Source organism: Pseudomonas sp. 3JA (assembly GCF_036961705.1).
Taxonomy (GTDB): Bacteria; Pseudomonadota; Gammaproteobacteria; order Pseudomonadales; family Pseudomonadaceae; genus Aquipseudomonas; species Aquipseudomonas fluorescens_Q.
Genome location: NZ_JBAMDJ010000009.1, coordinates 103,707 through 130,632, shown reverse-complemented (window position 1 = coordinate 130,632; position 26,926 = coordinate 103,707). Strand labels below are relative to the sequence as shown.

At 60.9% G+C, this 26,926-nt stretch carries 23 protein-coding genes; 16 read left to right on the top strand and 7 right to left on the bottom strand.

Annotation, left to right across the window (positions count from 1 at the left end; all coding sequences use genetic code 11):
• Positions 1–183: 183 nt before the first annotated feature.
• From V7773_RS09640 to ftsH, 4 genes are all read right to left on the bottom strand, one after another.
• Entirely contained in the window at positions 184–723 is a 540-nt protein-coding gene (locus tag V7773_RS09640; protein WP_336073186.1) for an Hsp20/alpha crystallin family protein, read from the bottom strand.
• 88 nt (positions 724–811) lie between these two features.
• Positions 812–2,305, bottom strand: coding sequence for an arginine-ornithine antiporter (gene arcD / locus V7773_RS09635; protein ID WP_336073185.1), 1,494 nt, complete (start codon positions 2,303–2,305; stop codon positions 812–814).
• A gap of 130 nt (positions 2,306–2,435) precedes the next feature.
• Positions 2,436–3,188, bottom strand: coding sequence for a fumarate/nitrate reduction transcriptional regulator Fnr (gene fnr, locus V7773_RS09630; protein ID WP_063321558.1), 753 nt, complete (start codon positions 3,186–3,188; stop codon positions 2,436–2,438).
• Positions 3,189–3,420: 232 nt separating this feature from the next.
• Positions 3,421–5,247 carry an ATP-dependent zinc metalloprotease FtsH gene (ftsH, locus tag V7773_RS09625; protein WP_063321557.1) on the bottom strand — a complete coding sequence of 609 codons (1,827 nt, stop codon included), beginning with the start codon at positions 5,245–5,247 and terminating at the stop codon, positions 3,421–3,423.
• Positions 5,248–5,505: 258 nt separating this feature from the next.
• On the opposite strand from ftsH, the gene V7773_RS09620 reads away from it, so the two are divergent.
• Positions 5,506–5,769, top strand: coding sequence for an Lpp/OprI family alanine-zipper lipoprotein (locus tag V7773_RS09620; RefSeq protein ID WP_092141710.1), 264 nt, complete (start codon positions 5,506–5,508; stop codon positions 5,767–5,769).
• Between the two features lie 78 nt (positions 5,770–5,847).
• Here V7773_RS09620 and V7773_RS09615 read toward each other — a convergent pair whose 3' ends face one another.
• Complete coding sequence (locus V7773_RS09615; RefSeq protein WP_336073183.1) at positions 5,848–7,191, bottom strand: OprD family porin; 1,344 nt, start codon at positions 7,189–7,191, stop codon at positions 5,848–5,850.
• A gap of 310 nt (positions 7,192–7,501) precedes the next feature.
• On the opposite strand from V7773_RS09615, the gene V7773_RS09610 reads away from it, so the two are divergent.
• The 3 genes from V7773_RS09610 to V7773_RS09600 all read left to right on the top strand — a co-directional run bounded on the left by V7773_RS09610 (position 7,502) and on the right by V7773_RS09600 (position 10,504).
• A complete protein-coding gene (locus V7773_RS09610) occupies positions 7,502–8,233 on the top strand; it encodes a GntR family transcriptional regulator (RefSeq protein ID WP_072347413.1) in 732 nt (243 codons plus the stop codon).
• A 122-nt stretch (positions 8,234–8,355) separates the two neighbouring features.
• Positions 8,356–9,645, top strand: a complete 1,290-nt coding sequence (locus V7773_RS09605) for an MFS transporter (protein WP_063321548.1) — start codon at positions 8,356–8,358, stop codon at positions 9,643–9,645.
• A 28-nt stretch (positions 9,646–9,673) separates the two neighbouring features.
• Positions 9,674–10,504: an amidohydrolase family protein gene (locus V7773_RS09600; RefSeq protein WP_336073181.1), complete on the top strand. Its 831-nt coding sequence runs from the start codon at positions 9,674–9,676 to the stop codon at positions 10,502–10,504.
• 110 nt (positions 10,505–10,614) lie between these two features.
• On the opposite strand, the gene V7773_RS09595 is transcribed toward V7773_RS09600, so the two are convergent.
• On the bottom strand, positions 10,615–11,967 hold the full coding sequence (locus V7773_RS09595; protein WP_336073179.1) for a S8 family serine peptidase: 1,353 nt from the start codon (positions 11,965–11,967) through the stop codon (positions 10,615–10,617).
• A 540-nt stretch (positions 11,968–12,507) separates the two neighbouring features.
• Here V7773_RS09595 and V7773_RS09590 point away from each other — a divergent pair.
• The 3 genes from V7773_RS09590 (at position 12,508) to V7773_RS09580 (ending at position 15,644) form a co-directional block, all read left to right on the top strand.
• A complete protein-coding gene (locus V7773_RS09590) occupies positions 12,508–14,691 on the top strand; it encodes a PAS domain-containing sensor histidine kinase (RefSeq protein ID WP_336073178.1) in 2,184 nt (727 codons plus the stop codon).
• On the top strand, positions 14,688–15,089 hold the full coding sequence (locus tag V7773_RS09585; protein ID WP_336073176.1) for a response regulator: 402 nt from the start codon (positions 14,688–14,690) through the stop codon (positions 15,087–15,089). The genes V7773_RS09590 and V7773_RS09585 overlap by 4 nt, the downstream gene beginning before the upstream one ends.
• Before the next feature lie 111 nt (positions 15,090–15,200).
• Positions 15,201–15,644 carry an HIT family protein gene (locus tag V7773_RS09580; protein WP_336073175.1) on the top strand — a complete coding sequence of 148 codons (444 nt, stop codon included), beginning with the start codon at positions 15,201–15,203 and terminating at the stop codon, positions 15,642–15,644.
• A gap of 34 nt (positions 15,645–15,678) precedes the next feature.
• On the opposite strand, the gene V7773_RS09575 is transcribed toward V7773_RS09580, so the two are convergent.
• On the bottom strand, positions 15,679–16,536 hold the full coding sequence (locus V7773_RS09575) for a LysR substrate-binding domain-containing protein (protein ID WP_336073174.1): 858 nt from the start codon (positions 16,534–16,536) through the stop codon (positions 15,679–15,681).
• Positions 16,537–16,778: 242 nt separating this feature from the next.
• On the opposite strand from V7773_RS09575, the gene V7773_RS09570 reads away from it, so the two are divergent.
• From V7773_RS09570 to metC, 9 genes are read left to right on the top strand one after another with little or no spacing between them, the layout of a single operon-like run.
• A complete protein-coding gene (locus V7773_RS09570) occupies positions 16,779–17,621 on the top strand; it encodes a transporter substrate-binding domain-containing protein (protein ID WP_336073173.1) in 843 nt (280 codons plus the stop codon).
• A gap of 53 nt (positions 17,622–17,674) precedes the next feature.
• Positions 17,675–18,526 (top strand): transporter substrate-binding domain-containing protein, encoded by an 852-nt coding sequence (locus V7773_RS09565; RefSeq protein ID WP_336073172.1) that lies wholly within the window; start codon positions 17,675–17,677, stop codon positions 18,524–18,526.
• Positions 18,523–19,947 (top strand): FAD-binding oxidoreductase, encoded by a 1,425-nt coding sequence (locus V7773_RS09560; protein WP_336073171.1) that lies wholly within the window; start codon positions 18,523–18,525, stop codon positions 19,945–19,947. The genes V7773_RS09565 and V7773_RS09560 overlap by 4 nt, the downstream gene beginning before the upstream one ends.
• Positions 19,944–21,155 carry an aminotransferase class I/II-fold pyridoxal phosphate-dependent enzyme gene (locus V7773_RS09555; protein ID WP_336073170.1) on the top strand — a complete coding sequence of 404 codons (1,212 nt, stop codon included), beginning with the start codon at positions 19,944–19,946 and terminating at the stop codon, positions 21,153–21,155. Before V7773_RS09560 ends, V7773_RS09555 begins: the two co-directional genes overlap by 4 nt.
• On the top strand, positions 21,152–21,886 hold the full coding sequence (locus tag V7773_RS09550) for an amino acid ABC transporter permease (protein ID WP_092141674.1): 735 nt from the start codon (positions 21,152–21,154) through the stop codon (positions 21,884–21,886). Before V7773_RS09555 ends, V7773_RS09550 begins: the two co-directional genes overlap by 4 nt.
• The gene (locus V7773_RS09545; RefSeq protein ID WP_336073169.1) at positions 21,876–22,664 is read left to right on the top strand and encodes an amino acid ABC transporter permease; all 789 of its coding nucleotides are present in this window, start codon (positions 21,876–21,878) and stop codon (positions 22,662–22,664) included. The genes V7773_RS09550 and V7773_RS09545 overlap by 11 nt, the downstream gene beginning before the upstream one ends.
• Positions 22,651–23,487: an amino acid ABC transporter ATP-binding protein gene (locus tag V7773_RS09540; RefSeq protein WP_336073168.1), complete on the top strand. Its 837-nt coding sequence runs from the start codon at positions 22,651–22,653 to the stop codon at positions 23,485–23,487. The genes V7773_RS09545 and V7773_RS09540 overlap by 14 nt, the downstream gene beginning before the upstream one ends.
• A 27-nt stretch (positions 23,488–23,514) precedes the next feature.
• The gene (locus V7773_RS09535; protein ID WP_336073167.1) at positions 23,515–24,114 is read left to right on the top strand and encodes a cysteine dioxygenase; all 600 of its coding nucleotides are present in this window, start codon (positions 23,515–23,517) and stop codon (positions 24,112–24,114) included.
• A 45-nt stretch (positions 24,115–24,159) separates the two neighbouring features.
• The gene (gene metC, locus V7773_RS09530) at positions 24,160–26,925 is read left to right on the top strand and encodes a cystathionine beta-lyase (RefSeq protein ID WP_336073166.1); all 2,766 of its coding nucleotides are present in this window, start codon (positions 24,160–24,162) and stop codon (positions 26,923–26,925) included.
• Position 26,926 lies beyond the last annotated feature (1 nt).

Sequence of the window (26,926 nt, the reverse complement as noted above, 5' to 3'; positions counted from 1 at the left end):
CGACCGCCTTGGCGAGCAAGGGGATTTTCTGTGCCCACCGGATTTGTGCGCGCCACGCTCCAGAGTGGGAGCCAGCCTGCTCGCGAAGGGGCCGGCCGCGTCAACGACGCATTCGGCCTGAAATAAGCACAGGCGTGAAAAAGCCCCTCGTCGTTGGCCGGCGAGGGGCAGGGTTCAAAGCGATCAGTCGGCCTTGATCGGCACGACCTTTTCCGCTTTCAGTGCTTCCGGTTTTTTTGGCAGTGTCAGCGTCAGCAGGCCTTTGCTGAACTGGGCTTCGATCTTGTCGCTGTCGACGCCTTTTGGCAGGTTGAACACGCGTTCGAAGGAGCCGTAATGGCGCTCGGACAGGTGATAACCCTTTCTTTTTTCTTCCTTGGTGTCTTTTTTCTCCCCCTTGATGATCAGGTTGCCGTTGGCCAGACGGATTTCGATGTCTTTCTGATCCATGCCGGGCAACTCGGCGGTGATTTCAAAGCTCTTTTCCTTCTCGCTGATGTCAACGGCCGGCAGGCTGCTCATGGAGAACTCGCGACGCCAGAAGGGCTCGACATCGAACAATCCGCGACTGAAAGGAGAAAGCGCTGTGCCCCGATTGAAGTCATCGAACAGGCGATCCACCTGCTGGCGGAGCTTTTCAAATGGATGCCTGAGGTCAGTCTTGGCGGGATGCGGAGCGTTGTCTTCGGTTTTGACCGGCATCTTTTTCACTGAATTGGACATTTGATTTTCCTCTTGGGTGATGTTCGGGCGGGTACCTGAACAGATGACCAGATACCGTTGCCGAACGGGTCAATGCACGCTTGCGAACTTACAAAGACAGTTGGCCGGACCAGAGCATCCAGCCGGCGAAGATCGCCGCCGCCCAGATCACCAGCAGCAGGCCCCAGCCAAAACCAGTGAGGGCCCGGCCCGTCCTGGCCCGTTGAGCGCTCAGGTAGATCAGCGAGCCGGGCGCATAGAGCAGGGCACTCAGCAGCATGTAGCGGGGGCCGGCGGCGTAGAGCAGCCAGACGCAATAGCCCGTCGCGACCACAGCGATGGCCATGTCGCGCAGTTGCAGGCCGCGATGGCCGGCGTAGGTCTGGCCTTGCCAGGTCATTTTCAGTGCATACAGGCCACTGAACAGGTAGGGCAGCAGGATCATCGAGGTGGCAAGAGAAATCAGCGCCAGGTAGCTGGCACTCGAATACAGGGTCAGCAACAGGAACAATTGGATGCAGCCGTTGGTGATCCACAACGCGTTGGCCGGTGCGCCGTGTTGGTTTTCCGTGGCCAGCAGGCGCGGCATGACCTTTTCCTTGGCCGGGGTGAACACCGATTCGGCTGCCAACAGCGTCCAGGCCAGCAGCGCGCCGCCCACCGACACAATCAGGCCAATACTGATCAGCACCGCGCCCCAAGGCCCGGCTACCGCTTCCAGTACACCGGCCATGGAAGGGTTCTTCAGCGCCGCCAGTTCGGGCTGTCTGAGGATGCCCAAGGACAATAGGGAAACGGCGATCAGCAGCATCAATGTCAGGATGAAGCCAATCACCGTGGCGCGGCCGACGTCGGCCCGTTCGGCGGCCCGGGCGGAGAATACGTTGGCGCCTTCAATACCGATGAACACCCAGACCGTCACCAACATGGTGCTCTTGACCTGGTCCAGCGTACTGCCCAGCGCCGGCGTGCCCCAGAAATCCACCATGAAGGTGTCCTTGGAGAATGCGGCAATGACCAGCCCGATGAACAACAGCAACGGCAGCACCTTGGCGATCGTCGTCAGGGCGTTGGCCTTGGCGGCGGTGCGCATCCCGCGCAGGATCATCCAATGCAATGCCCACAGCACCACGGACGCGCCGATGATCGCGGCTTTGTTATTGCCTTCGCCAAACACGGGGAAAAAGTAGCTGAGCGCAGCGAACAGAATCACCAGGTAGCTGACATTGCCGATCCAGGCGCTGATCCAATAGCCCCACGCCGAATTGAAACCGAGGAATTCGCCACCCAGGGCACGGGCGTAGGCAAACACACCGTTGTCCAGTTCCGGTTGGCGGTTGGAGAGAGTCTGGTAGACCAGGGCCAGCGAGAGCATGCCCACCCCGGTGATGAGCCAGCCGATCAGGATCGCTCCGGCACCGGCGCTGGCTGCCATGTTCTGGGGCAGGCTGAAGATGCCGCTGCCGATCATCGAACCGACGACCAGAGCGATCAACAAACTCAGCGACAGGCGTCTGGGCTCGACCTTTCGCAAACTGCCGGCCAAAGGGTGAGGTGTGACGGTCGGGATGACCGGTTCTGTACCTTGCAGGTGCGTTGCCATGATCAAAGCCTCCATGAGACGGGAGGTTCGGTAACCTTCGTCGATGCAAAGGTTCGAACGCTGAGTCTTAATCTCGGCTTGAAGGCGTGGAGGGGTATTGACGTAGATCAGATGTCATGCAGAGCAGGCATCACAGTTCCGCATGACGATGACAACCGGCGACTTTTTGCTTGAGGCCGGGCAAGTCCAGAATCGTGACATTGCGCCCATGCATGTCCACCAGTTCCTCCTGGCGCAGGTGGGCGATGCCCCGGCAGATGGTTTCCAGGCGCAGGCCCAGGTAGGAGCCGATGGCTTCGCGGCTCATGCGCAGCACGAATTCCCTGGAGGAATAACCTCGCATGTTAAGCCGCTGGGACAGGTTCAATAGAAACGCCGCCAGGCGTTCGTCGGCGTTCATGTTGCCGAGCATCAACAGCATGCCGTGGTCGCGCACGATTTCCTGGCTCAGGAGTTTGTTCAGGTTGTGCTGCAACGACGGTAAGTCGTGGGCCAGTTTTTCCAGGAGGTTGAAGGGTAGCGGGCAGACTTCGCTGTCTTCCAGGGCAATGGCATTACAGGCGTAGCGATCGGTGCTGATGGCGTCCAGGCCAAGCATTTCGCCTTGCATCTGGAAACCGGTGACCTGTTCGCGACCGTCTACCGAAAGGACGCTGGTCTTGAAGAAACCCAATCGCACCGCATACAACGAGCGCAGCGGGTCGCCGGTGCGATACAGCGCTGCGCCTTTCTTGACCTTCACTCGCTGGGCGATCAGGGTGTCGAGGCGCTCGACTTCACCGCCCGTCAGGCCAATGGGCAGGCACAGCTCAAGCACGCTGCAGTTCGAGCAAGCGGTCTTGAGAGCATGCACGTGCAGAAGTCGCGGTTCGGACTCGGCCATGGGGAAAATTTCCTATAGTTGGGGCAAGCATAGAACAACAACTCAGCCGTGCCTGTTTTTTGTCACCTAAAGCCATACCGGCTATCGATAGACGCAGAACGGGTACAAAGGATGGGGGTGCAAACCTTCACTATGGGACTTGTAGATGACGCTATTGCGTCGTGGGTGGGCGTACAGGGGGGGGCGTTGGATTCGTTCACGCCGTGACCGATCGATCAACGGCCAGGCGCTGTCAAACCAGTCGCAAAGCCAGCGCAGCGCGTTTGAGTGGCAGGAGCGGGGCAAACTCTTCAGGTGTCAGGGTTTCCTTTTCCACCAGCAGATGGGCCCCGGCGTCGAGGTCTTCCCGATGGCTTTCCAGCAGTGTCCTGGCGCGTTGATAGGCTTCAGCGAGCAAGGCGCGGATACCCAGGTCGACTTCCCTGGCGGTTTGTTCCGAGTAGTCCTTGTCACCCATTTCCGTGCGCTCGCCCAGGTAACTGGCACTTTTGCGTTCCAGCACCGCCAGGCCCAGCTCTGTGCTCATGCCAAAGCGGGTGATCAACTGTCGGGCGATGTCCGTGGCGTGGGCCAGGTCATCGGCGGCCCCGGTCGAGACTTGGCCGTAGGCAAGGCATTCGGCGGCACGTCCCGCCATCAGCACGACCATGCGGTCCTTGAGCATCTGGCAACTGACGAGAAAATGATCTTCCGTCGGTCGCTGCAGGGTATAGCCCAGCGAGCCAATGGCGCGCGGCACGATCGATACCTTATGGACCGGGTCCATGTCCGGGAGGTTGCTGGCCGCCAACGCATGCCCCATTTCGTGGTAGGCCACCACTTGGCGTTCATCGGGATGTAACAGGCTGCTCTTGCGTTCGATCCCGGCAACGATGCGCTCCACGGCCGCGGTGAAATCGTCGAGGCTGACCGTTTCGGCACCGCGTCGAGTGGCGATGATGGCGGCCTCGTTGACCAGGTTGGCCAGGTCTGCGCCAGTAAAACCCGTGGTGATGTCGGCGATACGCTCGCTATCGAGGTCCTGGCCAGTGACGATCTTCTGCAGGTGAACCTTGAGGATCGCTTGCCGGCCTTTACGGTCGGGACGATCGATCAGGATCTGTCGATCGATCCGGCCGGCTCGCAACAGCGCCGGGTCTAATACCTCGGGGCGGTTGGTCGCCGCCAGCAGCACGACCCCTTCACGCGGGTCGAATCCATCCAGTTCTGCCAACAGCTGGTTGAGGGTCTGCTCTTTTTCGTCATTGCCGCCCAGGACGCCGACGCCGCGCATTTTGCCCAGCGCATCGAGCTCGTCGATAAAAATGATGCAGGGCGCGGCCTGTCGGGCCTGTTCGAACAAGTCATGCACGCGAGCGGCGCCGACACCCACGAACATCTCGACGAATTCCGACCCTGATATCGAGAAGAAGGGCACGCCGGCCTCTCCAGCGATGGCTTTGGCAACCAGGGTCTTGCCGGTGCCTGGCGGACCGACCAGCAATGTACCTTTGGGAATGTGCGCCCCCAAGCGTGCGTATTTCGCCTTGTCCTTGAGGAAAGAAACAATCTCCACCAGCTCGACCTTGGCTTCGTCGATGCCGGCAACGTCGGCAAAGGTCACGCCGGTATCGCGTTCGACGAACACCTTGGCGCGGGACTTGCCGATGTTCATCAAACCACCCATGCCCTGTTTTTCCGCCAGCCCACGAAACAGGAAATGCCAGATCACCATGATCAGCACGAAGGGCAGCAACCAGCCCAGCAGGCCACTCAGGAAGGTGTTTTCGTTGATGCCGGTGAACCCGACCCCCGAGTGGGCGAGATCCGCCGCCAGTGCCGGTTCCACCCTCACGGTCGCGAACTGGGTGTGGCCGTCGATGGGTTCCTGCAACTGGCCGCGGATCTGGTCCTTCTCTACCCGTAGATCGCTGACCTGCCGATTGTTCAGCAATTGCAAAAACTGGCTATAGGGGATGACCTGCACCGCGGGGCGTTCGAAAAACAGGAACTGCACCAGGCTGAACACGGCCAGTGCAATGAAGAAGTAGGACAGGTTCCATTGGTGGTTTTTTTTCATGGCCTCGACTCAATAAAAGGCCTCGGACGAACAGGCCGCGCATAAATGGTCGGGGAGATCGCCGGCTCCCTGGTTTGCTTTTTCTACGCCTGAGGGCTGCAAAGACATTGAGCTAAATCAACTCGGTTCAAGTGAGTCACGGTGTGGGCGTCGGACGAGCCATGCAGTTGACAAGGATCAGAGTGGGCAGGGGGTGTTGCCAGATACTCGAGCCAGTTGCTAGCCGTTTTCCTGCTGTGCTTAACCGAGGAAATAACCATGGCCTTGAATAGATACTTACCTGTCGTATTAATGAGCATTTTTCTGGCAACCACTGCCGGGTGCTGTAACAAGCTCGCCCAAGAAGTGGATGCCCGACTGGAATCGGCGGAAAATAACGCTGCAACGGCAAGGCTCAGGGCGGATGAGGCCTACAGGAAGGCTGAGCAGGCCGAGACAATGTCCGAGCAGGCCCAACGTACCGCCGAGGAGGCAAGCATCCGGGCCACTCGGATGACCGACGATAAGGCCTCGCGCAAGTAATCAGCGGATATATGGGGCATGGGCAACAGGCGGGCGCTGCGCGTGTTCGTCCACCTTCGGTTTCCTGACGCGCGAAGGTCAGAACGGCCCCAGCTTGAGCGGGTACTGGATGACGATATACAGCCGGTCGATGTCATCGCCGCCCTGGCTGCTGTTGGCGCGATGGGTGACGTGGGACAGTTGCAACGACAGGTCCTTGGCCGGGCCTGACTGCACGATGTAGTGCAGGTCCAGGTCGCGCTCCCAATGGTGTCCGCCAGCGCCTTGTTGCGGACTGTAAGTGCCGGTGTCGCTGTCGAACGGGTTGTAGGCGCCGCCTTGGGGGGCATGGCTGCCGTCGATCCCGCGTCCAGTCACATAGCGGGCCATGAAGCTCAGGCCGGGGATGCCCAAGGTGCCCAGGTCGAGGTCGTAGCGCGCTTGCCACGAGCGCTCGCCGGGGCCGTTGAAGTCGGCATATTTGATCGAGTTGGCCAGGTAGATGGAGTCGCCGCCGACGAAATCGAAGGGTGTGTCGCCGTTGATTTTCTGATAGGCCAGGGTGAACGCCTGGGCATTGAACCGGTACTTGCCGCTCAGGCTATAGGCTGTGGTGTCGATGGCCCCGGCAATGGCCTTGCCATCGTCGCGGGTGTGATACAGGTTGCCGTCGAGGAACAGTTCGCCAACGGTGGCATGCAGGTTGGCATAGTACTGGCGCCAGGTATCGCTCAGTTCGGAGGCGTAGAGCGCGCCGCCCAGGGCTTGGCCGCTGAGCAGGTCGGCGCCGATGAAGTCGATGACGCCGTGGCGCGTCGTCGCTCCATACCCGGAAAAATCACCCTTGCTGGTCGAGGCGTCCTGATTCTTGAACGCACTGAAGTGACCCGCTTGCAGGTCGACCCCTTCGAACTCGCGGCTGGAGAGTAGCAGGCCGCTGGCGTATTCGGGTTGCAGGCGCTTGTCTGCGGTATCGAATACCGGGCTCTGCACCGTCATTTCGCCGACCGCCAGGGTGGTGCGTGAGGCGTTGAATTTCAGCGCACCGCCGGCACTGGAGTAGTGGTCCTCGCTTCGCCCGTTCTCATCCAGCGGCAATAATCCCGTTCCGGAGTGCCCCTTGCCGCCGTCCAGTTTCAACCCCAGGAACCCGTGGGCATCGATACCTACGCCGATTGTGCCGGGGGTGAAACCGGACTCGAACGAGGCGATGAAGCCCTGGGCCCATTCCTGTTTGTAGCTTTTGCCTGCCGGGGTCGGGGCGCGATAGTCATTGTTGAGGTAGAAGTTACGGCTGAGGACTTGCAGCGTCGCCCCGTCGAGAAAGCCAGGCGTGCTTTGCGCGAGTTCCGCTGCCATCGCCGGTGCGGTGCCGCTTGTGAGCAGGGCAAGCAGCCAGAGCGGCTTCAGGGCGGCGGTTGAGTGGTGTGGTGCAGGCAACATGCTTCATTTCCATGTGAAATTGGGCGGGCGAAGGGGCGGCACTACGCGCAGCCAGGTGGGAAGCGTCCGGCGCGGCGCAGGGTGACCGAGCAGCTTGGCGCTTGAGAAACCAGGTCTGGGCAGAGGGCTTCATTCTTGGGCGTGGGGCGCGAGCGTGCGAGTTAAACGTTGTTAATTGCGGGCCGCTACATCATTGGCTTTACCATTCGTCAACGAGCCACCCTGGCATTTCTTGACAGCCATCGCGCCTAGGTAAATACTCGCCACTCATATTCATATATATGACTAGATAACAAGGTGAATAAGGTCGATGAAATCTCTCTCCAGTGATGCCCGCCTGCCGCTGTATCAACGTTTACGCGACCAATTGGCTGAGCAGATCGCCAATAACCGTTGGCGTCCGGGGGAGGCGATTCCTACTGAGGCGGCACTTTCAGCCGAATACCAGTTATCTACCGGCACGGTGCGCAAGGCCATCGATGCGCTGGTCAGCGAGGGCGTCCTGGAGCGCCAGCAAGGGCGCGGCACCTTCATTCGCCGGCCGCAATTCCAATCGTCGCTGTTCCGTTTTTTCCGCTTTCAAAGCGCTTCAGGCGAACGCCGGGTTCCCGAGAGCCGGATCCTGTCCGTGGAGCCGGTGGCCGCGCCTTCGGCGGTGGCCCAGGCACTGGGACTGCCGACGGATGCGCCGGTGATTCGCATCGTGCGGGTGCGTCTGCTGGATGTGGCGCCGGTGCTCGCCGAAGAAATCTGGTTGCCCCGTAGCCGCTTCCAAACCTTGCTCGAAATCGACCTGAGTCAAAAGGGCCCGTTGCTTTACCCCATTTATGAAGAGGTTTGCGGCCAGGTTGTCGCCTATGCCGAAGAAACCCTCACCGCCGAATCGGTGAATGAGGTGTACGCGCGATTGCTGCAAGTACCGGTCAACAGCCCGGTGGTGGTGATCGAGCGTCTGGCGCGGGACTACGCCGGCAATCCCCTGGAGTGGCGACGCTCGCGCGGGCACGCCGAGCATTTCCGCTACCGCGTGGAAATCCGCTGACTCCACCTGGCTAGCGGCGAGTCGGTCGCCGCTGTCCCTACCGTTTTGTTTGTCATGACTGGCCCTGTAGCGGCGCGGTTCGCTCTCGGCTGCCTTTCGTTCCACCCATAAGGATAACAATCATGTTCAGTTGGTATCGCCAAGTCACTGCGCGGGAGCGCAAAACGTTTTGGGCCTGTTTCGGCGGATGGTCGCTCGACGCCTTGGAAGTACAGATGTTCGGCCTGGCGATCCCGGCGTTGATCGCCGCGTTCGCCTTGAGCAAGGGCGATGCCGGGCTGGTCAGCGGCGTGACCCTGGTCACTTCGGCCATTGGCGGCTGGGTCGGCGGGACGTTGTCGGACCGTTACGGTCGGGTGCGCACGCTCCAGTGGATGATCTTGTGGTTTTCGTTCTTCACCTTTCTGTCGGCATTCGTCACAGGCTTCCACCAGCTGTTGATCGTCAAGGCGCTGCAGGGCTTCGGGATTGGCGGGGAATGGGCCGCCGGCGCTGTATTGATGGCCGAAACCATCAACCCCAAGTATCGCGGCAAGGTCATGGGCACGGTGCAAAGCGCCTGGGCGGTGGGTTGGGGGCTGGCGGTCGGCGTCTTCACGCTGATCTACTCCCTCGTGCCGCAAGACATGGCCTGGCGGGTGATGTTCGTCGTGGGCCTGCTGCCGTCGTTCCTGATCATCTGGGTGCGGCGCAACGTTGAAGAGCCCGACAGTTTCCAGCGCCTGAAAAAAGACAACGTCATCCCGCAAAGTTTCTTCAAATCCCTGGCCGGTATCTTTCGCCCCGAGTTGATCCGCGTGACCTTGTTTGGCGGGTTGCTGGGGCTCGGGGCGCACGGTGGTTACCACGCCGTGATGACCTGGCTGCCGACCTTCCTCAAGACCGAGCGCAACCTGTCGGTGCTCAACTCCGGCGGCTATCTGGCGGTGATCATCTTCGCCTTCTGGTGCGGCTGCGTAGTCAGTGGCCTGTTGATCGATCGCATTGGACGGCGGAAGAACATCGTGTTGTTCGCGTTGTGCTGCGTGGTCACCGTGCAGTGTTATGTGTTCCTGCCGTTGACCAACACCCAGATGCTGTTTCTGGGGTTCCCGCTCGGCTTCTTCGCGGCCGGTATTCCGGCGAGCCTCGGAGCGTTTTTCAACGAGTTGTATCCGGCGGATGTGCGCGGTGCCGGCGTGGGGTTCTGCTACAACTTTGGCCGGGTGCTCTCGGCGATGTTCCCGTTCCTGGTCGGTCACATGAGCGATTCCATGTCCTTGGGCTCGGCCATTGGCATCGACGCCGGGATCGCCTACGGCGTGGCGGTGATCGCGGCGCTGTGCCTGCCGGAAACCCGCGGCCGCAGCCTGGAAGCCACTGCGGCATCGGCGCCTGTGGTGGAGAGTGACGGCCAGGGCGCCCGAGCCTGATTTTCCTTATTTTCGATAGATGAAACCCATGCTTGATATCCGTACTACGCCGATCACCGGCATTGACTGCCACGCCCACGTGTTCAGCCGCGGGCTGGAACTGGCGGCTGTCCGGCGCTACACGCCTGACTATGACGCTACGCTCGCTCAATACCTGAGCCACCTGCACGTCCACGGCTTGAGTCATGGGGTGTTGGTGCAGCCGAGCTTTCTTGGCACCGATAACCGCTACCTGTTGGCTGCATTGCGGCAAGCACCGCAGCAGTTGCGCGGGGTCGTGGTGGTGGAGCGAGACGTCAGCCGGGCCGAGCTGGACGACATGGCCCTGCTGGGGGTGGTCGGTGTGCGCTTGAACCTGATGGGCAAGGCGTTGCCTGATTTTCGTGACGTTGCCTGGAACGTTTTTTTGCGTCATCTCGCCGAACTGGATTGGCATGTCGAGCTGCATGCCAACCTGGCGGACTTGCCGGGGCTGATCGGTCAACTGTTGCCGTTTGGCGTCCGGTTGGTGGTCGATCACTTCGGTCGCTCGGATGCGCGTCTGGGGTTGGATCAACCTGGCTTTGCCCAATTGATGGCGCTGGGGCAGGGTGGGCAGGTGTGGATGAAGGTGTCCGGTATCTATCGATTGGGTGCAACGGCCCCGCGAAACCTTGAATTCGCCCGCGCTTCGTTGGCGGTGCTGGAACGCAGTTTTGGCCCCGAACGCCTGGTGTGGGGCAGCGATTGGCCGCACACTCAGCATGAAGCGCATGTCGGCTTCGAGACGGTCATGGCGCAGTTGCGCGCATTGGAATGTTCGGCGTCGCTGATGCATGCGTTAATGCTCCAGGCACCCCAGGCGCTCTTCAAGTTTTGAGGCGCGCAGAAGTGTAGGGGGCGGCACTTGCCATTTCACCGTATTGCGGCACCAGCATCGTCCGCGTGGTCACGGCAGCCAGCGGATCGAGCTGGCTGCCACTGGTCTCTTTAGATCGCCGACGCCGGCAGTTCGGCCGCAGACTGTGAAGCAATGGCGTTCACGATATGGGGAAGTGGACCGATATGCCCACCTGTTCCTTGAGGTGACCCCGTCCGAATTAATAGCTCTCTCATGTGTCTTGGCGTTATTACCGTGCCCTTTCTTTTAAACCATGACTGCACCGCAATGACGGCCCCCGCTACAACTGCCGTGGCCGCAGAGGTTCCGGCAAAAAGTGAGGTGTAAGTCTTCGTCCGCCCCTCATTAAAAAGATCACCCACGCCGCAAGTAGCTACGTAGCCATCACCCCACCCCTGTAAATGTATCGGGCTGCCATATGTAGAAAAATAGAACCAATTACGGCCTGTCCGCGTTCCAGCGCCGACGCGAATGCTCCCATTATCCCCACGGCCTCTATATTCATCATAGAACGGATGGTCTAAATCTTCACCACTATTACCGGCGGCGGCGACAACAATAATTCCAGCATCGGTGGCCTGTTTCGTTATATCCCAAACACCTCTATTGAAATCAGCGGGTACAAGTTCGTTCTCACGGCCGCCAGTTTGCATTTCATATATAAATACGTCCCCGGCTCTTAAATGTCTCAAGCCCTCAGCTATACCGCCAACACGGCCAAGAGGCCCCTGCGAAATCCCGTAAAATACATCAATGTCATAGGCGATGCCCAACATGCCAAATGCATTGTTTCTAGCAAAGACGATACCAGCAACTGCAGTCCCGTGGTCATTAGTATTCTCACCGGGCATTGGAACGAGCTCTACAAAATTAGAGCCTTCCAGATCTTCATGGTCGTAAGCAAAATGGCCGTTTTCGATATCTGCACATCTAATTCCTCGCCCTGTGGCCTCAAATAATCGCCAGGCATTCATGGCATCTATACCGATAACATTTGATCCCGAATCACCTTGGAGATAATCTTGCCGATCAACAAAATTCGGCGTTGTACTCGTGGGGCCTGCTGACATGCATTCGCCTGACGGCGTCGGAGCAGGCTCGACTGGATCAGGCACAGGTTCGACTGGCTCGATCTCGACATATTCTACAATGGCCATATTCTTCAACGCGGTTGCGAGGCGCTGCACTTCTTCGAATGGCATGCAGGGGGCGTTTTTAATATAAACGAGCCCCTTGTATTGAGAGAAGTCAATGCTGTTTTCTTCGTTTTTTATTTCGCCTGTCTCTGCCAAATCCGGAATGGCATGGCGATATTCTAAGTTAGATAAAAAACTCGCATCCTTTGATATTTTTTCTGATTCATTGAAAAATATCTTTCCATTTACTACGTTGGAAATACTGGCTGGAGTGAACTTCACAAGCAAATTATAGGTTTTGTTCATCACGCACTCTCCATGGGGCTATCCTGAGAGGTGCTGTTGTGAAAACTACAACCAAGGCTGGGTATGTTCAGCTTCAGCCCGACTTCTGGTCCCACAGCAGTGGCGCTCTTGCCGCTCTCAACTGCTCGCTCGTTATCGTCATTTAAGCCCTTAGGTAAGAGGTAAGGGCGCGGATCATGGCCAATTCAGAGAATAGTAGAGGTTTGTCCGCCGTCAAGCGCCGTGAAGGCTCTCGATTTATGGCTTGGCGAGTTTCCGGACATCGCGCATCTGCGCGCCCGGAAGGAAGCTGATCGACTGGCCGTACAAGCGGCATGAAGCGAATATTGGTTTCGAAACGGCGATGGAGCAGTTGTGTGCGTTGGAATGTTCGGCGCCACTTATGCGCATGCGGATGTTAATGGTCCAGGAACCTCAGGCACTGTTTCAGGGTGCGAGGTTGTGACGTTGAGTTTTTCCTGAACTCGCTCGGTGAATAGGGATCTAGACATCCATTGATGCCCTGTGAAAGGTTTCAGCCAGGCGGCTTGAGGATGACTGATGTCGAACATTGAAGAGCTACCCAGGGAAACGCGTACACCAAGCGAGTACGAAAGCTTGATCGCGATGGGGACGAGCGCACTTGATGCCATTCCTGGTGCGGTGTACCTCTGTGATCGCGAGGGGTGGCTCGTCAGGTACAACGGTGAGGCGGCCGAGCTATGGGGAAGGGCGCCGGCACTTGGGGAGAACGGTGACCGTTTCTGCGGCGCCCATCGACTGTTCCTGACCGACGGTAGGCCGCTGGCATTCGAACACTGCCCGACAGCCTTGGCGCTCAATACCGGCATTGCCTCGCGCAATCAGGAAGTGCTCATCGAGCGCCCGGATGGCTCGCGGTTCGTGGCGCTGATGAACATCCGCGTGCTCAAGGATTGCCGAGGCGTCATTCAAGGGGTGATCAACTGCTTCCAGGACGTTTCGGCGCACCACGCCATGGCCGAGGAGCTTCGGCGCAAGAGCGCCGACCTGGAAGACTTTTTCGAAAACAGCGCGGTGGGCCTGCATATCGTCAGCGGCGAAGGCATTATCCTGCGCGCCAACAAGGCGGAGCTGGCGCTGCTGGGCTACTCGGCCGACGAGTACATCGGCCGCCACATCACCGAGTTTCATGTCGACGAACCGGTTATCGGCGACATCCTCGCCAAGCTGGGCAGCGGCGACTGCCTGCAAAGCTACCCGGCGCGGCTGAGAGCAAAGGACGGCTCAATCAAGCATGTCATGATCACTTCCAATGGCCGGTTCGAAGACGGGAAACTCTTCAATACGCGCTGCTTCACCATAGATCGGAGCGGTGTCCATGCAGCCGAGGCGGCGCGCCAGGACAGCGATGACCGACTTTCGGCGACCTATGAAGCGGCGACCATCGGTATTGCCGAGGCCGACGTCGACGGTCGCTTGCTCCGCGTCAACGACGCCCTGTGCAACATGCTGGGCCGCTCGCGGGAACAGCTCTTGTCGATGACGTTCCTGGACTATACCCACCCGGATTGCATCCCGCAGGACGCCGGGTTGTACGCCCGCCAGGTGGCCGGTGAACTTGATAACTACGTGCTTCGCAAGCGCGCGGTGAAGCCCGATGGCGAGGTCGTTTACCTCGACATCCACAGTTCCTCGGTGAGGGACGCCAACGGTACGTTTCGTTATGGCGTGCGAGTGCTGCAGGACGTCACGCTGGCGCGACGGATGGAAAACCAGGTCCGCGAAAGCGAACGGCACATGCGCAATCTTCTCGAGGCGTTGCCTGCTGCGGTGTACACCACCGACGCCGATGGCCGCATCACCTTCTACAATCGCGCCGCCGTGGAACTGTCGGGACGAACACCGCAGTTGGGCGACATGTGGTGTGTGACCTGGAAGCTGTTCAATACGGACGGAACCGCGCTGCCTCACGATCAATGCCCGATGGCAGTGGCCCTGAAGGAAAACCGGCCGATACGCGGCGTCGAGGCCGTTGCAGAACGGCCGGACGGTAGCCGCGTTCCGTTCACGCCTTATCCCACGCCTTTGCATGATGCCGATGGAAACCTGGTGGGCGCCATCAACATGCTGGTCGACATCTCCGAGCGAAAGCAGGCGGAAAATCGGCAGAAGACGCTGATCGATGAGCTCAATCACCGGGTCAAGAACACCCTGGCCACGGTGCAATCGCTGGCAGCCCAGACAGCACGCAACGCAGAGGATGCGAAAGACGGCTACAGGCGTTTCGAGGCAAGGCTTTTGGCCTTGTCACGGGCACACGATCTCTTGACGAAACGGCATTGGGGGCAGACGCCGCTCGACACCCTGGCCCACGAAGTGCTGATGCCGGTGTTTGGGCATGAGCCTGGCCGCATCGTGATCGAAGGCCCTTCTGCAGACGTCGGCACTCGCGTGGCGCTCAATCTTACGATGACCCTCAATGAATTGGCGATCAACGCGCTGAAATATGGTGCGATGTCGGTCGAGAGCGGGACGCTTGCCGTCACCTGGCACCTGCAAGCCCGGGCGGGCGGAACATTGCTGACCTTCGACTGGCGCGAACAAGGAGGACCACCCGTGTCACCGCCGGAACGGGAAGGGCTGGGTTCTCGCTTGATGCAGCGTTGCATCGAGCGCGACTTGGCCGGCAAGTTCGACCTTACCTACGCTCCGCAAGGCGTTTGCTGCCGCTTTTCGTTCCTGATTGGGGTAACCGGGGCATGACCCCATTTGTAGGCGTCAGGGTGCTGGTCGTCGAGGACGAAGGCGCGGTTGCCCTGTTGATCGAGGACATGCTGGAGGAGTTCGGATGCGAAGTGGTGGCCTCGGTCGCCCGGCTCGCGGCGGCACGTGACATGGCCGGCTCGGCGCAGGTCGATCTGGCGATCCTGGACGTCAACCTGGCTGGCGAGCGCGTTTTTCCGGTGGCCGAAATCCTTCGCGGTCGCCATATTCCCTTCCTGTTCAGCACCGGATACGGCGCCAGCGGACTGCCAGCCGAATACGCCGGCTACCCGGTCTTGCACAAGCCGTTTTCGCAAAGTGAGCTGCAGCAAAAAATTGCCGTTACGCTGACGGGGGCTCGTGAAAGCGGCTTGGCTGCCAGCACTGATGGCGGCTGAGCCGCGGCCATCGCGAGCAAGCCCAGCCCTTGGCTTCAAGTGGGCCTCTGACTGTGTTAAATCTCTTACCGGCAGCCCACCAACCTATCTAAACCCATTCAAGGAGTGATCATGAGTCTCCACGGTCATTACGATCCGCAGAACATCTTTGCGCTGATCCTTCGCGGCGATGCGCCGTGCTACAAGATTTACGAAGACGCCGATGTGTTGGCCTTCCTGGATCTCTTCCCTCAATCGCGCGGCCATGTCCTGGTCATCCCCAAAGCCTCCCAGGCGCGCAATATCCTCGAGGTCGAGCCCGCCGTCCTGGGTGCGATGATGTCTGCCGTGCAGCGCCTGACGCGGATCATCGTGGACGAATTGCAGCCGGACGGGGTTCAGGTCGCGCAGTTCAATGGTGCTGTGGCCGGGCAAACGGTCTATCACATTCACATGCACATCATTCCTCGTTGGGACGGTGAGGCGCCCGGTGTGCATGGCAGGGGCAAGGCCGATCCGGATGAGCTGGAAGCACTCCAGGCGCGTCTGGTCGAGCGGATTCGCTCGCAAGCCTGACGCTGGGCAAGAACTCATAAGGGGTAACGGCACATCAGTTCCCGTGCCCCTGGCTGTTGCGGATCAACTCATATGCCCGGCGCACTAATGGGTTGACGGTATTCGGTCGAATCCACAGGTGATAAGTCACGTCCGGCAGTCGCGGTAAACCATCGTTTTCGCCCAATACCCGCATGTCCGGACCGAGCATTTCCATGCTCCGGGGCGTGACACCCAAGCCTGCGCGGGTCGCGGCCTTGATGCCGATCAGGTTGGAGGCCAGGTAGGCCTGGCGCCAGGGAATCTTGGCGCGTTCGAGCGCCTCGAGGGCATAGCGGCGATAGATGCTGGGCTCATCCACCAGAATCAGCGGCAACGGTTCGCCGGGGTTGTGCAGGTACTGGGCCGAGCAGATCCACCACACCGGCGAGGTGCGCAAGGCGAAGCCTTCAAGGCTCGGATCCTGGCGGGTGGAAATGATCATATCCACCTTGCCTCGATGCAAGTCGTCCATCAGGAACGGACTGCGTCCGACATCGATTTCCAGGCGCAAGCGCGGGGCCGAGCGGGCGATGTGACTGAGGATCGGGGGCAGGATGGTGTCGGCGATGTCGTGGGGCGAACCGATGCGCAGCACGCCGCTGAGGCTGCTCTCACGCAGCGAACTGAGGACGTCGTCATTGAGCGATAGCATCTGTCGCGCATGCCGCAGCAATTGCTGGCCGGCTTCCGTGAGCTGTTTTTGCCGTCCGCGTTTTTCGAACAGGCTTACCCCGACCTGCTGTTCCAGGCGTTGCATGTGCTGGGTCACTGAAGATTGTGTGCGAGACAACTGGGCGCCGGCTTCGGCAAAGCTGTGGTGATCGACCACGGCGATGAAGGTGCGCAGTAATTCAAGATCGAGGGTCGACATGGCGGTTGCTTTACATCAAGGGGGCAAACCTAAACATTACAGATTTTTATGAGTTGAGGGGAGCATTGCGACGGGGTCATGACTTTAAGCCAGTAAAACAGCGGTTATAAGATTTTCGCCTGCAAACCAAACCCTGAGAGTTATAACGATATTAGATATTTGAATTTCCTTTGCCTCCAGGGGCTACCTAGGATGCCCACTCATCAGGTCGGGGGACGCCGGCCATCCATGAGGGGAAATCCATGTTGCTCGAGCGCTCACCCGTAAAACGATTGTTGCCTGTCCTGCTGGGCGTCTTGATTTCATTGTCAGCCGTCAACATCGCCCAGGCCGATGCCACCCTGGACAAGATCGAACAGCGCCACGAACTGGTGGTGGGTGTGCTGCTGTCCGGTGGCCCGTTCGGCGGCATCGACCCCACCACCCAGAAACCGCGCGGCTTGAACGTCGACCTCGCCCAGGAATTGGGCCGGCAACTCGGCGCCGAGGTGCAACTGGTGCCGGTATTGCCCGCCAACCGCGTACAGTTCCTGCAGCAGGGCAAAGTCGATGTGCTGATTGCCAATATGGAGTGGACCGCCGAGCGCGGTGAAATCCTCGGGTTCGTACCCACGCCGTTCTACCGCGTCGGTGGCACCGCGGCGGTGCTCAAGGACAGCACGATTAGCCGCTGGGAAGACCTGAAGAATCAACCGGTGTGCACTTCCCAGGGCAGCAGCTACATCAAGCCGCTCACCGAGTTGGGCGTCCAGATCAAGGCCTTCAAGAGCTCCTCGGAATCACTCCTGGCACTGCGTGGCAATAACTGCGTTGCGGCGGTGCACGACGCCACACTGATCAATCCACTGATTGCCGACAACGCCGAATGGCAGGGCTACCGCGCGCTGAGCCCGGAGCTTAACCCGGCCCCCTCGGTGATCTGGACGCGCAAGGGCGAAAGCGATACCCAAGCCAGGCTCGACCCGATCATCAAGCAATTGCACCGCAGCGGCTGGCTGATCGACGCCCAGACCCGTAACCGTATCACCCCGGCATCGCCGGCCCTGGTGGAGTTGCAGAAACAGTTCCAGGCCAGCGGCGCCTGAGGGGCATCACGCCTGCCTTTTCTCCCAACGACCGACGCTCAAGGTAATCGCCCATGACTTCATTTTTCGCCCGTCGAACCCTGATCAGCCTGTGCCTGGCGTGGTCCGTCGGCTGCGTTGCCAGCCTGGCCCAGGCCGATGCCACGCTGGACCGGATCGAGCAACGCCACGCCATCAGCGTCGGGGTGATGCTCAGTGGTGCGCCGTTCGGCACCATCGACCCCAAGACCGGCGAGCACCAGGGCTACAACGTCGAGTTGGCCCAGGGCATCGGCAAGGCGCTGGGCGTGGAGACCCAGACGGTGTCGGTGCTGGCGCCGAACCGCGTGCAATTTTTGCAACAGGGCAAAGTCGACATCCTGATCGCCAACATGCAGTTCACTGAGGAGCGTGGCGAGATTCTCGATTACGTGCCGACGCCTTATGAAGAGGTCGGTGGCGCGGCGTTGATTCGCAAGGGCTCAGGCATCAGCCAGTGGGCCGACCTCAAAGGCAAACCCGTGTGCGTGTCCCAGGGCAGCAACTTCATCAAGCCCCTGCAGGAAACCTACGGCGCGCAGATCAAGGCATTTCGCAGCCAGTCCGAGTCGCTGTTGTCGTTGCGCGGCAATGGCTGCGTGGCGGCGGTCCATGTGAGCCCGACCCTGCATGCGCTATTGAGTGAAGCCGAATGGGCAGGCTATGAAATCCCGCTGCCGGGGGATCTGATCCCGTCGAATTCGGTGATCTGGCTGCGCAAGGGCGAGCACGATACCCAGGCCAAACTCGATGCCATCGTGCGCGAGTGGCACCGCAGTGGCTGGTTGATCGAACTGGGCGAGCGCACCGGTATGGCGCCGTCCCAGGCCCTGCGGGATCTGCATGCGAAGTACAGCAATACCGCCCCCTTGGCCGCGCAGCCATGAGCCAGTCGTTGTTCGTGGCATTGCAGGCGCTGGTGGGCGCCAGGCATGTGCAGGACGGTGAAGAGGCCGCGCCGTACCTGACCGATAAGCAGGGCCGTTACGTTGGCCAGGTGATTGCCGCCGTACACCCGGCCAGCACCGAAGAGGTCGCAGCGGTAGTCCGGGCTTGCGCTGCGGCCGATACGCCCGTGGTGGTGCAGGGCGGCAACACTGGACTGATGGGCGGCGCCACCCCGGACGCCAGCGGCCGCGCCGTGTTGCTGTTGCTCGATCGAATGAATCGGGTACGCGCCGTGGACACCGACAACGACACCCTGACCGTCGAGGCGGGTTGCATCCTGCAAACCGTCCAGGACGTTGCCCGCGAAGCCGGTCGCCTGTTTCCCTTGAGCCTTGGCGCCGAAGGCAGTTGCACCCTCGGCGGCAACCTGGGCACCAACGCCGGCGGTACCGCGGTGCTGCGCTACGGCAACACCCGCGAACTGACGCTGGGCCTGGAAGTCGTGACTGCCCAAGGTGAAATCTGGAACGGCCTGCGTGGCTTGCGCAAGGACAACACCGGCTACGACTTGCGGGACCTGTTCATCGGCAGCGAAGGCACCCTCGGCATTATCACCGCTGCGACGCTGAAGCTGTTCCCACTGCCCAAGGCCCGGGCCACCGCGCTATTGGCGTTCGACTCGTTGGAGCAGGCAGTGGCCTTGCTGTCCCACGCCCGCGCCGGCTTTGGTGCCAGCCTGACGGCGTTCGAGTTGCTCAGTGCCGAGTGCCTTGCGCTATTGCGCGAGCAGTTTCCCGACGGGCCGCGACCTTTCTCTGGCACTCGCTGGCCTTGGTTCGCGCTGTTGGAACTGTCCGATAACCACAGCGAAAGCCGTGCACGGGAAGTCTTCGAACAGGTGTTGGGTGAGGCCTTCGAGCAGCAGCTGCTGGCCGATGCACTGATCGCTGAAAACCTCGTCCAGAGCCAGGCGTTCTGGCAATTGCGCGAAAACATGAGCGATGCACAAAAGCGCACCGGTCGTAACATGAAACATGACATCTCGGTGCCGATTTCCCAGGTCGTGGCGTTCGTTGCCCATACCGATGCGCTGCTGCAACAGCATTTTCCCGGCGTGCGGCACTACACCTTCGGGCACCTGGGCGACGGCAACCTGCACTACAACGTTGCCCATCCGCTGGACTCCACGGTTGATGCGCACATGGCCCATTACCCGGCGCTCAGCCAGCTAGTCCACGACAGCGCCCATGCCCACGGTGGCTCGATCAGTGCTGAACACGGTATCGGCCAGCGCAAGGTGAATGTACTGGGTCGCTACAAAAGTGCGGTGGAACTGGATCTGATGCATCGGATCAAGCAGGCGCTGGATCCGCGCAACCTGCTCAACCCGGGCAAGGTCCTGGAGGAAACGCGGCCATGACCCTTTACCTGTCCAAGCGCGTGCAGCGTGTCTCGCTGTCAGCCAATGCCGCTGCCAAGTCCCGGGCCACGGCCCTGCGCGAGGCCGGTCGCGATATCCTCGACCTGACCACCGGTGAGCCGGATTTCGATACGCCGACGCACATCAAGCAGGCCGCCCATGCGGCCATTGCCGCTGGCGCCACCAAGTACACGCCGACGCCGGGGGTGAAGGCCTTGCGAGTGGCGGTGCAACGCAAGCTGTGCACGGAAAACCAGTTGGACTATCCGCTGGAGTCCATTGTGATTGCCAACGGTGCGAAACAGATCATCTTCAATGCCTTCGCCGCGACCCTCGATGACGGCGACGAAGTGTTGGTGCCGACTCCGTACTGGCCGTCCTTCCCGGACAGCGTGCGCTTCAACGGTGGTGAGCCGGTGTTCATCGAGTGCGGGTTGGAGCAGGGCTGCAAGCTCACGCCGCAACAGCTTGAGCAACACATCGGCGAGCGCACGCGCTGGCTGATCCTCAACAGCCCCGGCAACCCCAGCGGCGCGGTGTACAGCGAGGCAGAACTGCAAGGCTTGGCCCAGGTGCTGCGCCGGCATGCCCACGTGCTGATTCTGCTGGATGAACTCTACGAACATATTCGTTTCGACGGGTGCGCGGCCCAGAGCCTGCTCAACGTCGCACCGGATTTGCAAGCACGCTGCCTGCTGGTGGGCGGGGTGTCGAAAACCTATGCCATGACTGGCTGGCGCATCGGTTTCGGTGCCGGGCCGCAAGCGCTGAGCGATGCCATGACCGTGGTGCAATCGCAATCCACCTCCGGGGCGTCCTCGGTCGGCCAGGCGGCGGCCTTGGCGGCGTTCGAGGGCGGGCTGGAGTTCTTGCCGGAACAGGTCGCGGCCTATCGTCAGCGCCGTGATGGGCTGGTGAGCACCTTGCGCACTGTCGAGGGCCTTGAAGTCCTCGAGCCTCACGGTGGTTTTTTCGTCTTTGTGCGCTGTGCTGGGTTGCTGGGGCGCTATCGCCCGGACGGCCTGCGCCTGGAGCACGATGCCGATGTCGTGGCGTACCTGCTGGACGCGGGCGTCGCCGGCGTTGCGGGCAGTGCCTATGGCTTGTCGCCGTGGTTTCGCCTGTCCATCGCCACGGCGACCGAAACCGTCGCCGAAGCAGGCCGCCGTATTGCCTTCGCCTGCGGGCAATTGAGGGGCGAGCCATGAGCCATTGGCTGGAACAATTCGTTCATTGGAGCGCCGGGCTTGGCCTCAATTACAATTTTTTGCTCGATGCCTATCAGCGCGGCACGTTGGAGCAGGGCGCGTTGACCACGGTGCTGTTGTGCCTGCTGACCATTGTCGGCAGCCTGCTGGCGGGCGTCGGCCTGGCGGCGCTGTTGACCTCGGGCAAGCCCTGGCTCGCCAGGCCTGCGCGGGTGTTTGTCGAAGTCACCCGCAACACGCCGACCCTGGTGCAGCTGTATTGCGCCTTCCTGGTGCTGAACATGTTGCTGACCGAGGCCGTCGGTGCGGCCAACCCACTGACACCCTTCGCCTGGGTGGTGATCGTGATCTCGCTGCACAAGGGCGCGTTCCATGCCGAGGCGTTGCGGGCCGGCATTGAAGCGGTGCCCGCGGTGACCCTGGAGGCGGCCAGTTCGCTGGCCTTCAACAACCGCCAATTGTTATGGAACGTGCAACTGCCCCTGGCCCTGCGTTTTGCCTTGCCGTCGCTGATCAACAACCTGATCGACCTGGTGAAAATGACCGCCGTGGCCTCGGCCATCGCCGTGGGCGACATCACCTACGCAGCCATCATGATCTGGACCCAGAGCGATAACGTGCTGGAACTGATGATCCTGATCCTGGGTTTTTTCGGCCTGTTGAGTTTCACCGTCAATTGCGTGGGCCGCTACCTCGAAGCGCGCCTGAGGATGCCCGGCTATGGCCATTGACTCGTCCGTCATCGCGCCGCTGACTTGGCCGCGTAGACATTTCGGTAAAGTGCTGCTGGGGGTGGGGGCGCTGTCCTGGCTGGTGTATTTCGCCCCGCACAGCCCGGTGTTCAAGGCGTTACTGCAATGGTCGCCGGCCCTGGCCGCAGGGTTCGGCCAGAACATTCTCATCAGCCTGCTGGCCATTGGGCTGGGTTCTGCGGCGGGGTTGTTGGTCGGTGCCATGGTCCTGTCGCCCCTGCGCTTGCTACGCTGGCCGGCGCGGATTTGGGTGCAGGTCTTTCGCAATGCACCCTGGCTAGTGCTGATCTACTTCACCACGTATGTGTTCCCGTTCGAGATTCGTATCGGCAGTGCCTATGTCGCGTTCCCCGACTGGGTCAAAGTCACCCTCGGCCTGGCTTTGCCGGCCAGCGCCAATGTCGCGGAAATCTTCCGTGGCGCCATCGCCTCGATCCCCAGCACCCAATGGGAAGCAGCGCGCTCCCTGGCGTTCACCGGTGGGCAGATTTTCCGCTCGATCATCCTGCCGCAGTGCTTCAAGCGCATGTTGCCGCCGTGGATGAACCTCTACGCGGTGATCACCATGGGCACCGCACTGGCTTCCCTGGTAGGCGTGCACGACGTGATCGACACCGCGCAGATCGCCAGCAACACCGTGAACCTGACCGGCTTCACGGTGGTGATCTACCTGAGCCTGCTGGTGCTGTTCTTTGCCTATTGCTACCCGATTTCCCGCCTTACCCAATACCTGGAGCGACGTTATGCCTTCTACTGAAACCGTCGCCGAACCCGTGGTCAGCCTGCGCGACCTGCACCTGTCGTTCGGCAGCAACCCGGTGCTCAAGGGCATTGACCTGGACGTGCGCCGTGGTGAAGCCGTGTCTATCATCGGCCCGTCCGGCTCGGGCAAGTCGACGATCCTGCGCTGCATCACCGGTCTGTTGCAGCCCCAGCGGGGCAGTATCCGCGTCGGTGCCACCGAGGTTCATGCGCTGGCTCAGGAAGCCCAGCGTATCGAACTGCGCAAGCGCGTCGGGTTTGTGTTCCAGCAGTACAACCTGTTCCCGCATCTGTCGGTCCTGGAGAACCTGGTGATTGCGCCGCGCAAGGTCCTAGGCCGCAATCGGGCCGCCGCCGAGAAAGACGCCCGTGCTTTGCTCGCCAAGGTGCGCATGGAGCACAAGGCTGACGCCTACCCGGGGCAGCTCTCGGGCGGCCAGCAACAGAGGGTGGCGATCGCCCGCGCCCTGGCGATGCGTCCGGAGCTGATTCTGTTTGACGAAGTGACCTCGGCCCTGGATCCGGAAACCGTTGGCGAGGTGCTGACGGTGATTCGCGAGCTGACCGAAGAGGGCATGACCTGCGTACTCGTCACCCATGAAATGCGCTTCGCCGAGGAGATCAGCGATGTCGTCTATTTCACCGAAAACGGCGTGATCGTCGAGCACGGTAGCGCCGCGCGGATTTTCCAGCACCCCACCAGCGAGCGCACCCGGGAGTTTCTGCGCCATGCCTTGGGTGACCCGGGGCGGCGGCCGCCCATCGCCGATGATCCTTACCTGTTGACCAACCTGAGTCGCTACAGCCTGTCCGTCTGACTTTTTGTAAAAAATGGAGCCCGCCTCATGAGTATTTTCAACCGCCCAGATGTCATCGAAGACTTTCTGCAGAAAGTGCGCGTCATCCACCAGCGCGATGTCGACCGCGCCGCGCTGACGGAGATCGTCGCCCTGCTGGAAGGCCTGGCCGAGCGCCGCGACCTGTTCAACTTCGACGCCTTCCCCGCACCAGTGCCGGGGCAGGGCAGCACTGCGTTTCGCTATCGCCTCAATGACGACGGCGACTCCCCGACGCTGTATTTGAACTCGCTGTTGCCGGGTAAAAGCACGCTGCCCCACAACCACGAAACCTGGGCGATCATCAGCGCCGTCGAAGGCCAGGAAATCAACTTCGTCTACACCCGCGACGATGAAGGTCGCGAACCTGGCTACACCACGTTGCACCTGGAAAAAGAAGTGGTGGTGCAGCCCGGTACGTCCATCGCGTTCCTGGGTGACGACCTGCATGGCATTCGGGTCGCAGGCGAACAACCGACCCTGCATTTCCACCTCTATGGCTTGCCACTGGAATCGCTCAACGGCCGTTACGGCGTCGAGGAAGACGGGCGCATCCTCAATTACAACGCCTCGCAAATGGCACCGTCGATCAAGGCCTACGCCCACTGACGCCACCTCGCGTTCCAGTCATTCCATTTTTCCAGCGGGACTCTCATGAGCCAGACCCTAACTCCCCAGCAACTGCAGCAGTGGCTGTTCGACGGGCAGGAAATCGCCCTGTTTGATGTGCGCGAGCACGGCCAGTATGGCGAAGCCCATCTGTTTTTCGGGGTGAACCTGCCCTATAGCCGTTTGGAGTTGGAAGCGCGGCGGCTGGCGCCGAACCTCCGAGTGCGGTTGGTGCTCCATGACCAGGATGGCGCAGGCCTGGCGGCACGTGCGGCGCAACGCCTGCAAGCGTTGGGCTACGCCAATGTGCACATCCTGGAGGGCGGCGCCGATGGTTGGCAGGCCGCCGGCTATCAGCTGTTTGCCGGTGTGCACGTGCCGTCCAAGGCCTTTGGCGAGCAGGTAGAGGCAGTCCGGCACACGCCTCACGTCAGCGCCCGCCAACTGGCGCAATGGCAGGCCCGGGGTGAACCGCTGGTGATACTCGACGGTCGGCCGTTGGAGGAGTATCGCAAGATGACCATTCCCGGTTCGATCTGTTGCCCCAATGGCGAACTGGGCTACCGTGTGCACGACCTGGCGCCGGACGAGCACACACCCATCGTGGTCAATTGCGCCGGCCGGACCCGCAGCATCATCGGCGCCCAGACGCTGATCGACCTGGGGTTGAAAAACCCGATCTATGCCTTGGAAAACGGTACGCAAGGCTGGCACCTGGAGGATCTGCAACTGGAGCACGGCAGCGAGCGTCGCTATGCCGATCAGGTGTCGAGCAGCACGCTGCCGGGGCAGCGTTTGGCGGCGACACGACTGGCCGAACGGGCCGGTGTGCCTACCGTCGAGGCTACCCAGGTCGAGCAGTGGGCGGCGGACGCTGGGCGCAGTCTGTTCCTCTGCGACGTGCGCACCGCCGAGGAGTTTGCCGCCGGCACGCTGCCGGGAGCGCAACACACGCCGGGCGGGCAATTGATTCAATCCACCGACCTGTATGTTGGCGTGCGTCAGGCGCGAGTGGTGTTGTTTGACAACGACGGCGTTCGCGCACCGATCATCGCCAGTTGGTTGCGGCAGTTGGGGCATGAGGCTTTTGTATTGTCGGGTGGGTTGAGCAGTGGCTTGGCATTACCGGTTCCAGCAACCGTCGCATCCGAAGAACTGCCGCTGATCAGCGTGCTGGCCTTGGCTGATGCCCTGAAGGATGACGCGGTGGCATTGATCGACCTGCGTTCGAGCAGGGCGTTTCGCAAGGGGCATATTGCCGGGGCGCGTTGGTCGATCCGGCCGTTATTGGCCCGTGAGCTGGCGGGGGAGCAGCGGCCGCTGGTGTTGGTGGCCGATGATCCCCGACTCGCGGCCCTGGCGGCCCTGGAGTTGCCTCACGCTGAGGTCCGTTTGCTGGACGGCGGTCCAGATGCCTGGCGCTCGGCGGGCCTGGCGCTGCAAGAAGGCGCCGACACATTGCCGGATGCACAGTGCATCGATTTCCTGTTCTTCACTCACGACCGCCACGCTGGCAACAAGGACGCGGCGCGCCAGTACCTGGCGTGGGAAATCGGTCTGCTGGCGCAAATGAGCGAGGAGGAGGTCGCCAGCCTCAAGCCATTGCAGGAGCTGCCTCAAAGCACTGTCGCTGGGCGGCTGCGGACTCGTCTGGTCCACGGCGCGCGCACTGAAAAGGGCACCGGTGCCAGGGCCGTTAACGTACCCGTCAGCCGCCTGAGCACGGTGCTGTTCGACAACCTGGCACAGATGCGTGACGCCCGCTCCCGGCGCGACAGCGAGCGAGTCCTGAGTTATGGCGCCCGGGGCAATCCGACGGCCTTCGCCCTGGAAGACCTCGTCACTGAGCTGGAAGGTGGTTATCGCACACGGCTGTTTGGCACCGGGTTGGCTGCCGTGGCGCAAACCTTCCTGGCCTACCTGCGGCCTGGCGATCATGTGCTGATCACTGATGCGGTGTATGCCCCGGTACGACGTGTGGCCAGGGACTTCCTCGAAGCCTTCGGCATACAAGTCGGCTACTTCGCCCCCGACGGCAGCGACCTGCCCGGACGGCTGCAAGCCAACACCAAAATGGTCTACACCGAAGTGCCCGGTTCATTGCTGTACGAACTCTGCGACTTGCCGGCTATCGCCGCACTCTGCAAGCCACGGGGCATCCTGCTGGCAGTGGACAATACCTGGGGTTCGGGCGTGCTGTACCGGCCGCTGACATTGGGCGCCGACATCTCGATCATGGCCCTGACCAAATACCTGAGCGGCCACAGCGACGTGGTCATGGGCAGCGTGTGCACGCGTCAGGAGGCTTGGCCGGCACTGGCGGCCATGAGCGACACCTTCGGCAACACCGTCAGCCCCGACGATGCCTACCTGGTCCTGCGTGGCGCCCGCACCCTCATGCCGCGCCTGGAGACGCATGAGCGCCAGGCCCTGGAAGTCGCCCATTGGCTGCAGGCGCAGCCGCAGGTGAAACGGGTCTTCCATCCGGCACTGCCCGAGCATCCCCGTCATGCGCTGTGGCAGCGGGATTTCAAGGGTAGCAATGGGTTGCTTTCCTTTGAACTACGTGAAAATGACGACGCCTATCTGCAGCGATTCATCGACGCATTGCAGGTGTTCGGGTTGGGTGCATCCTGGGGTGGGTTCGAGAGTTTGGTGACCGTCGCTGATACCAAGGACCGGCAAAGTGTCGAGGATCGGGCGTTGAATCCGGTGGTGCGCTTGCATGTGGGGTTGGAGGATGTGGATGTGTTGGTTGAGGATCTGCGGCAGGGGTTTGCAAAAGCAGTTGCCAGTGCATCAATGACTTGAA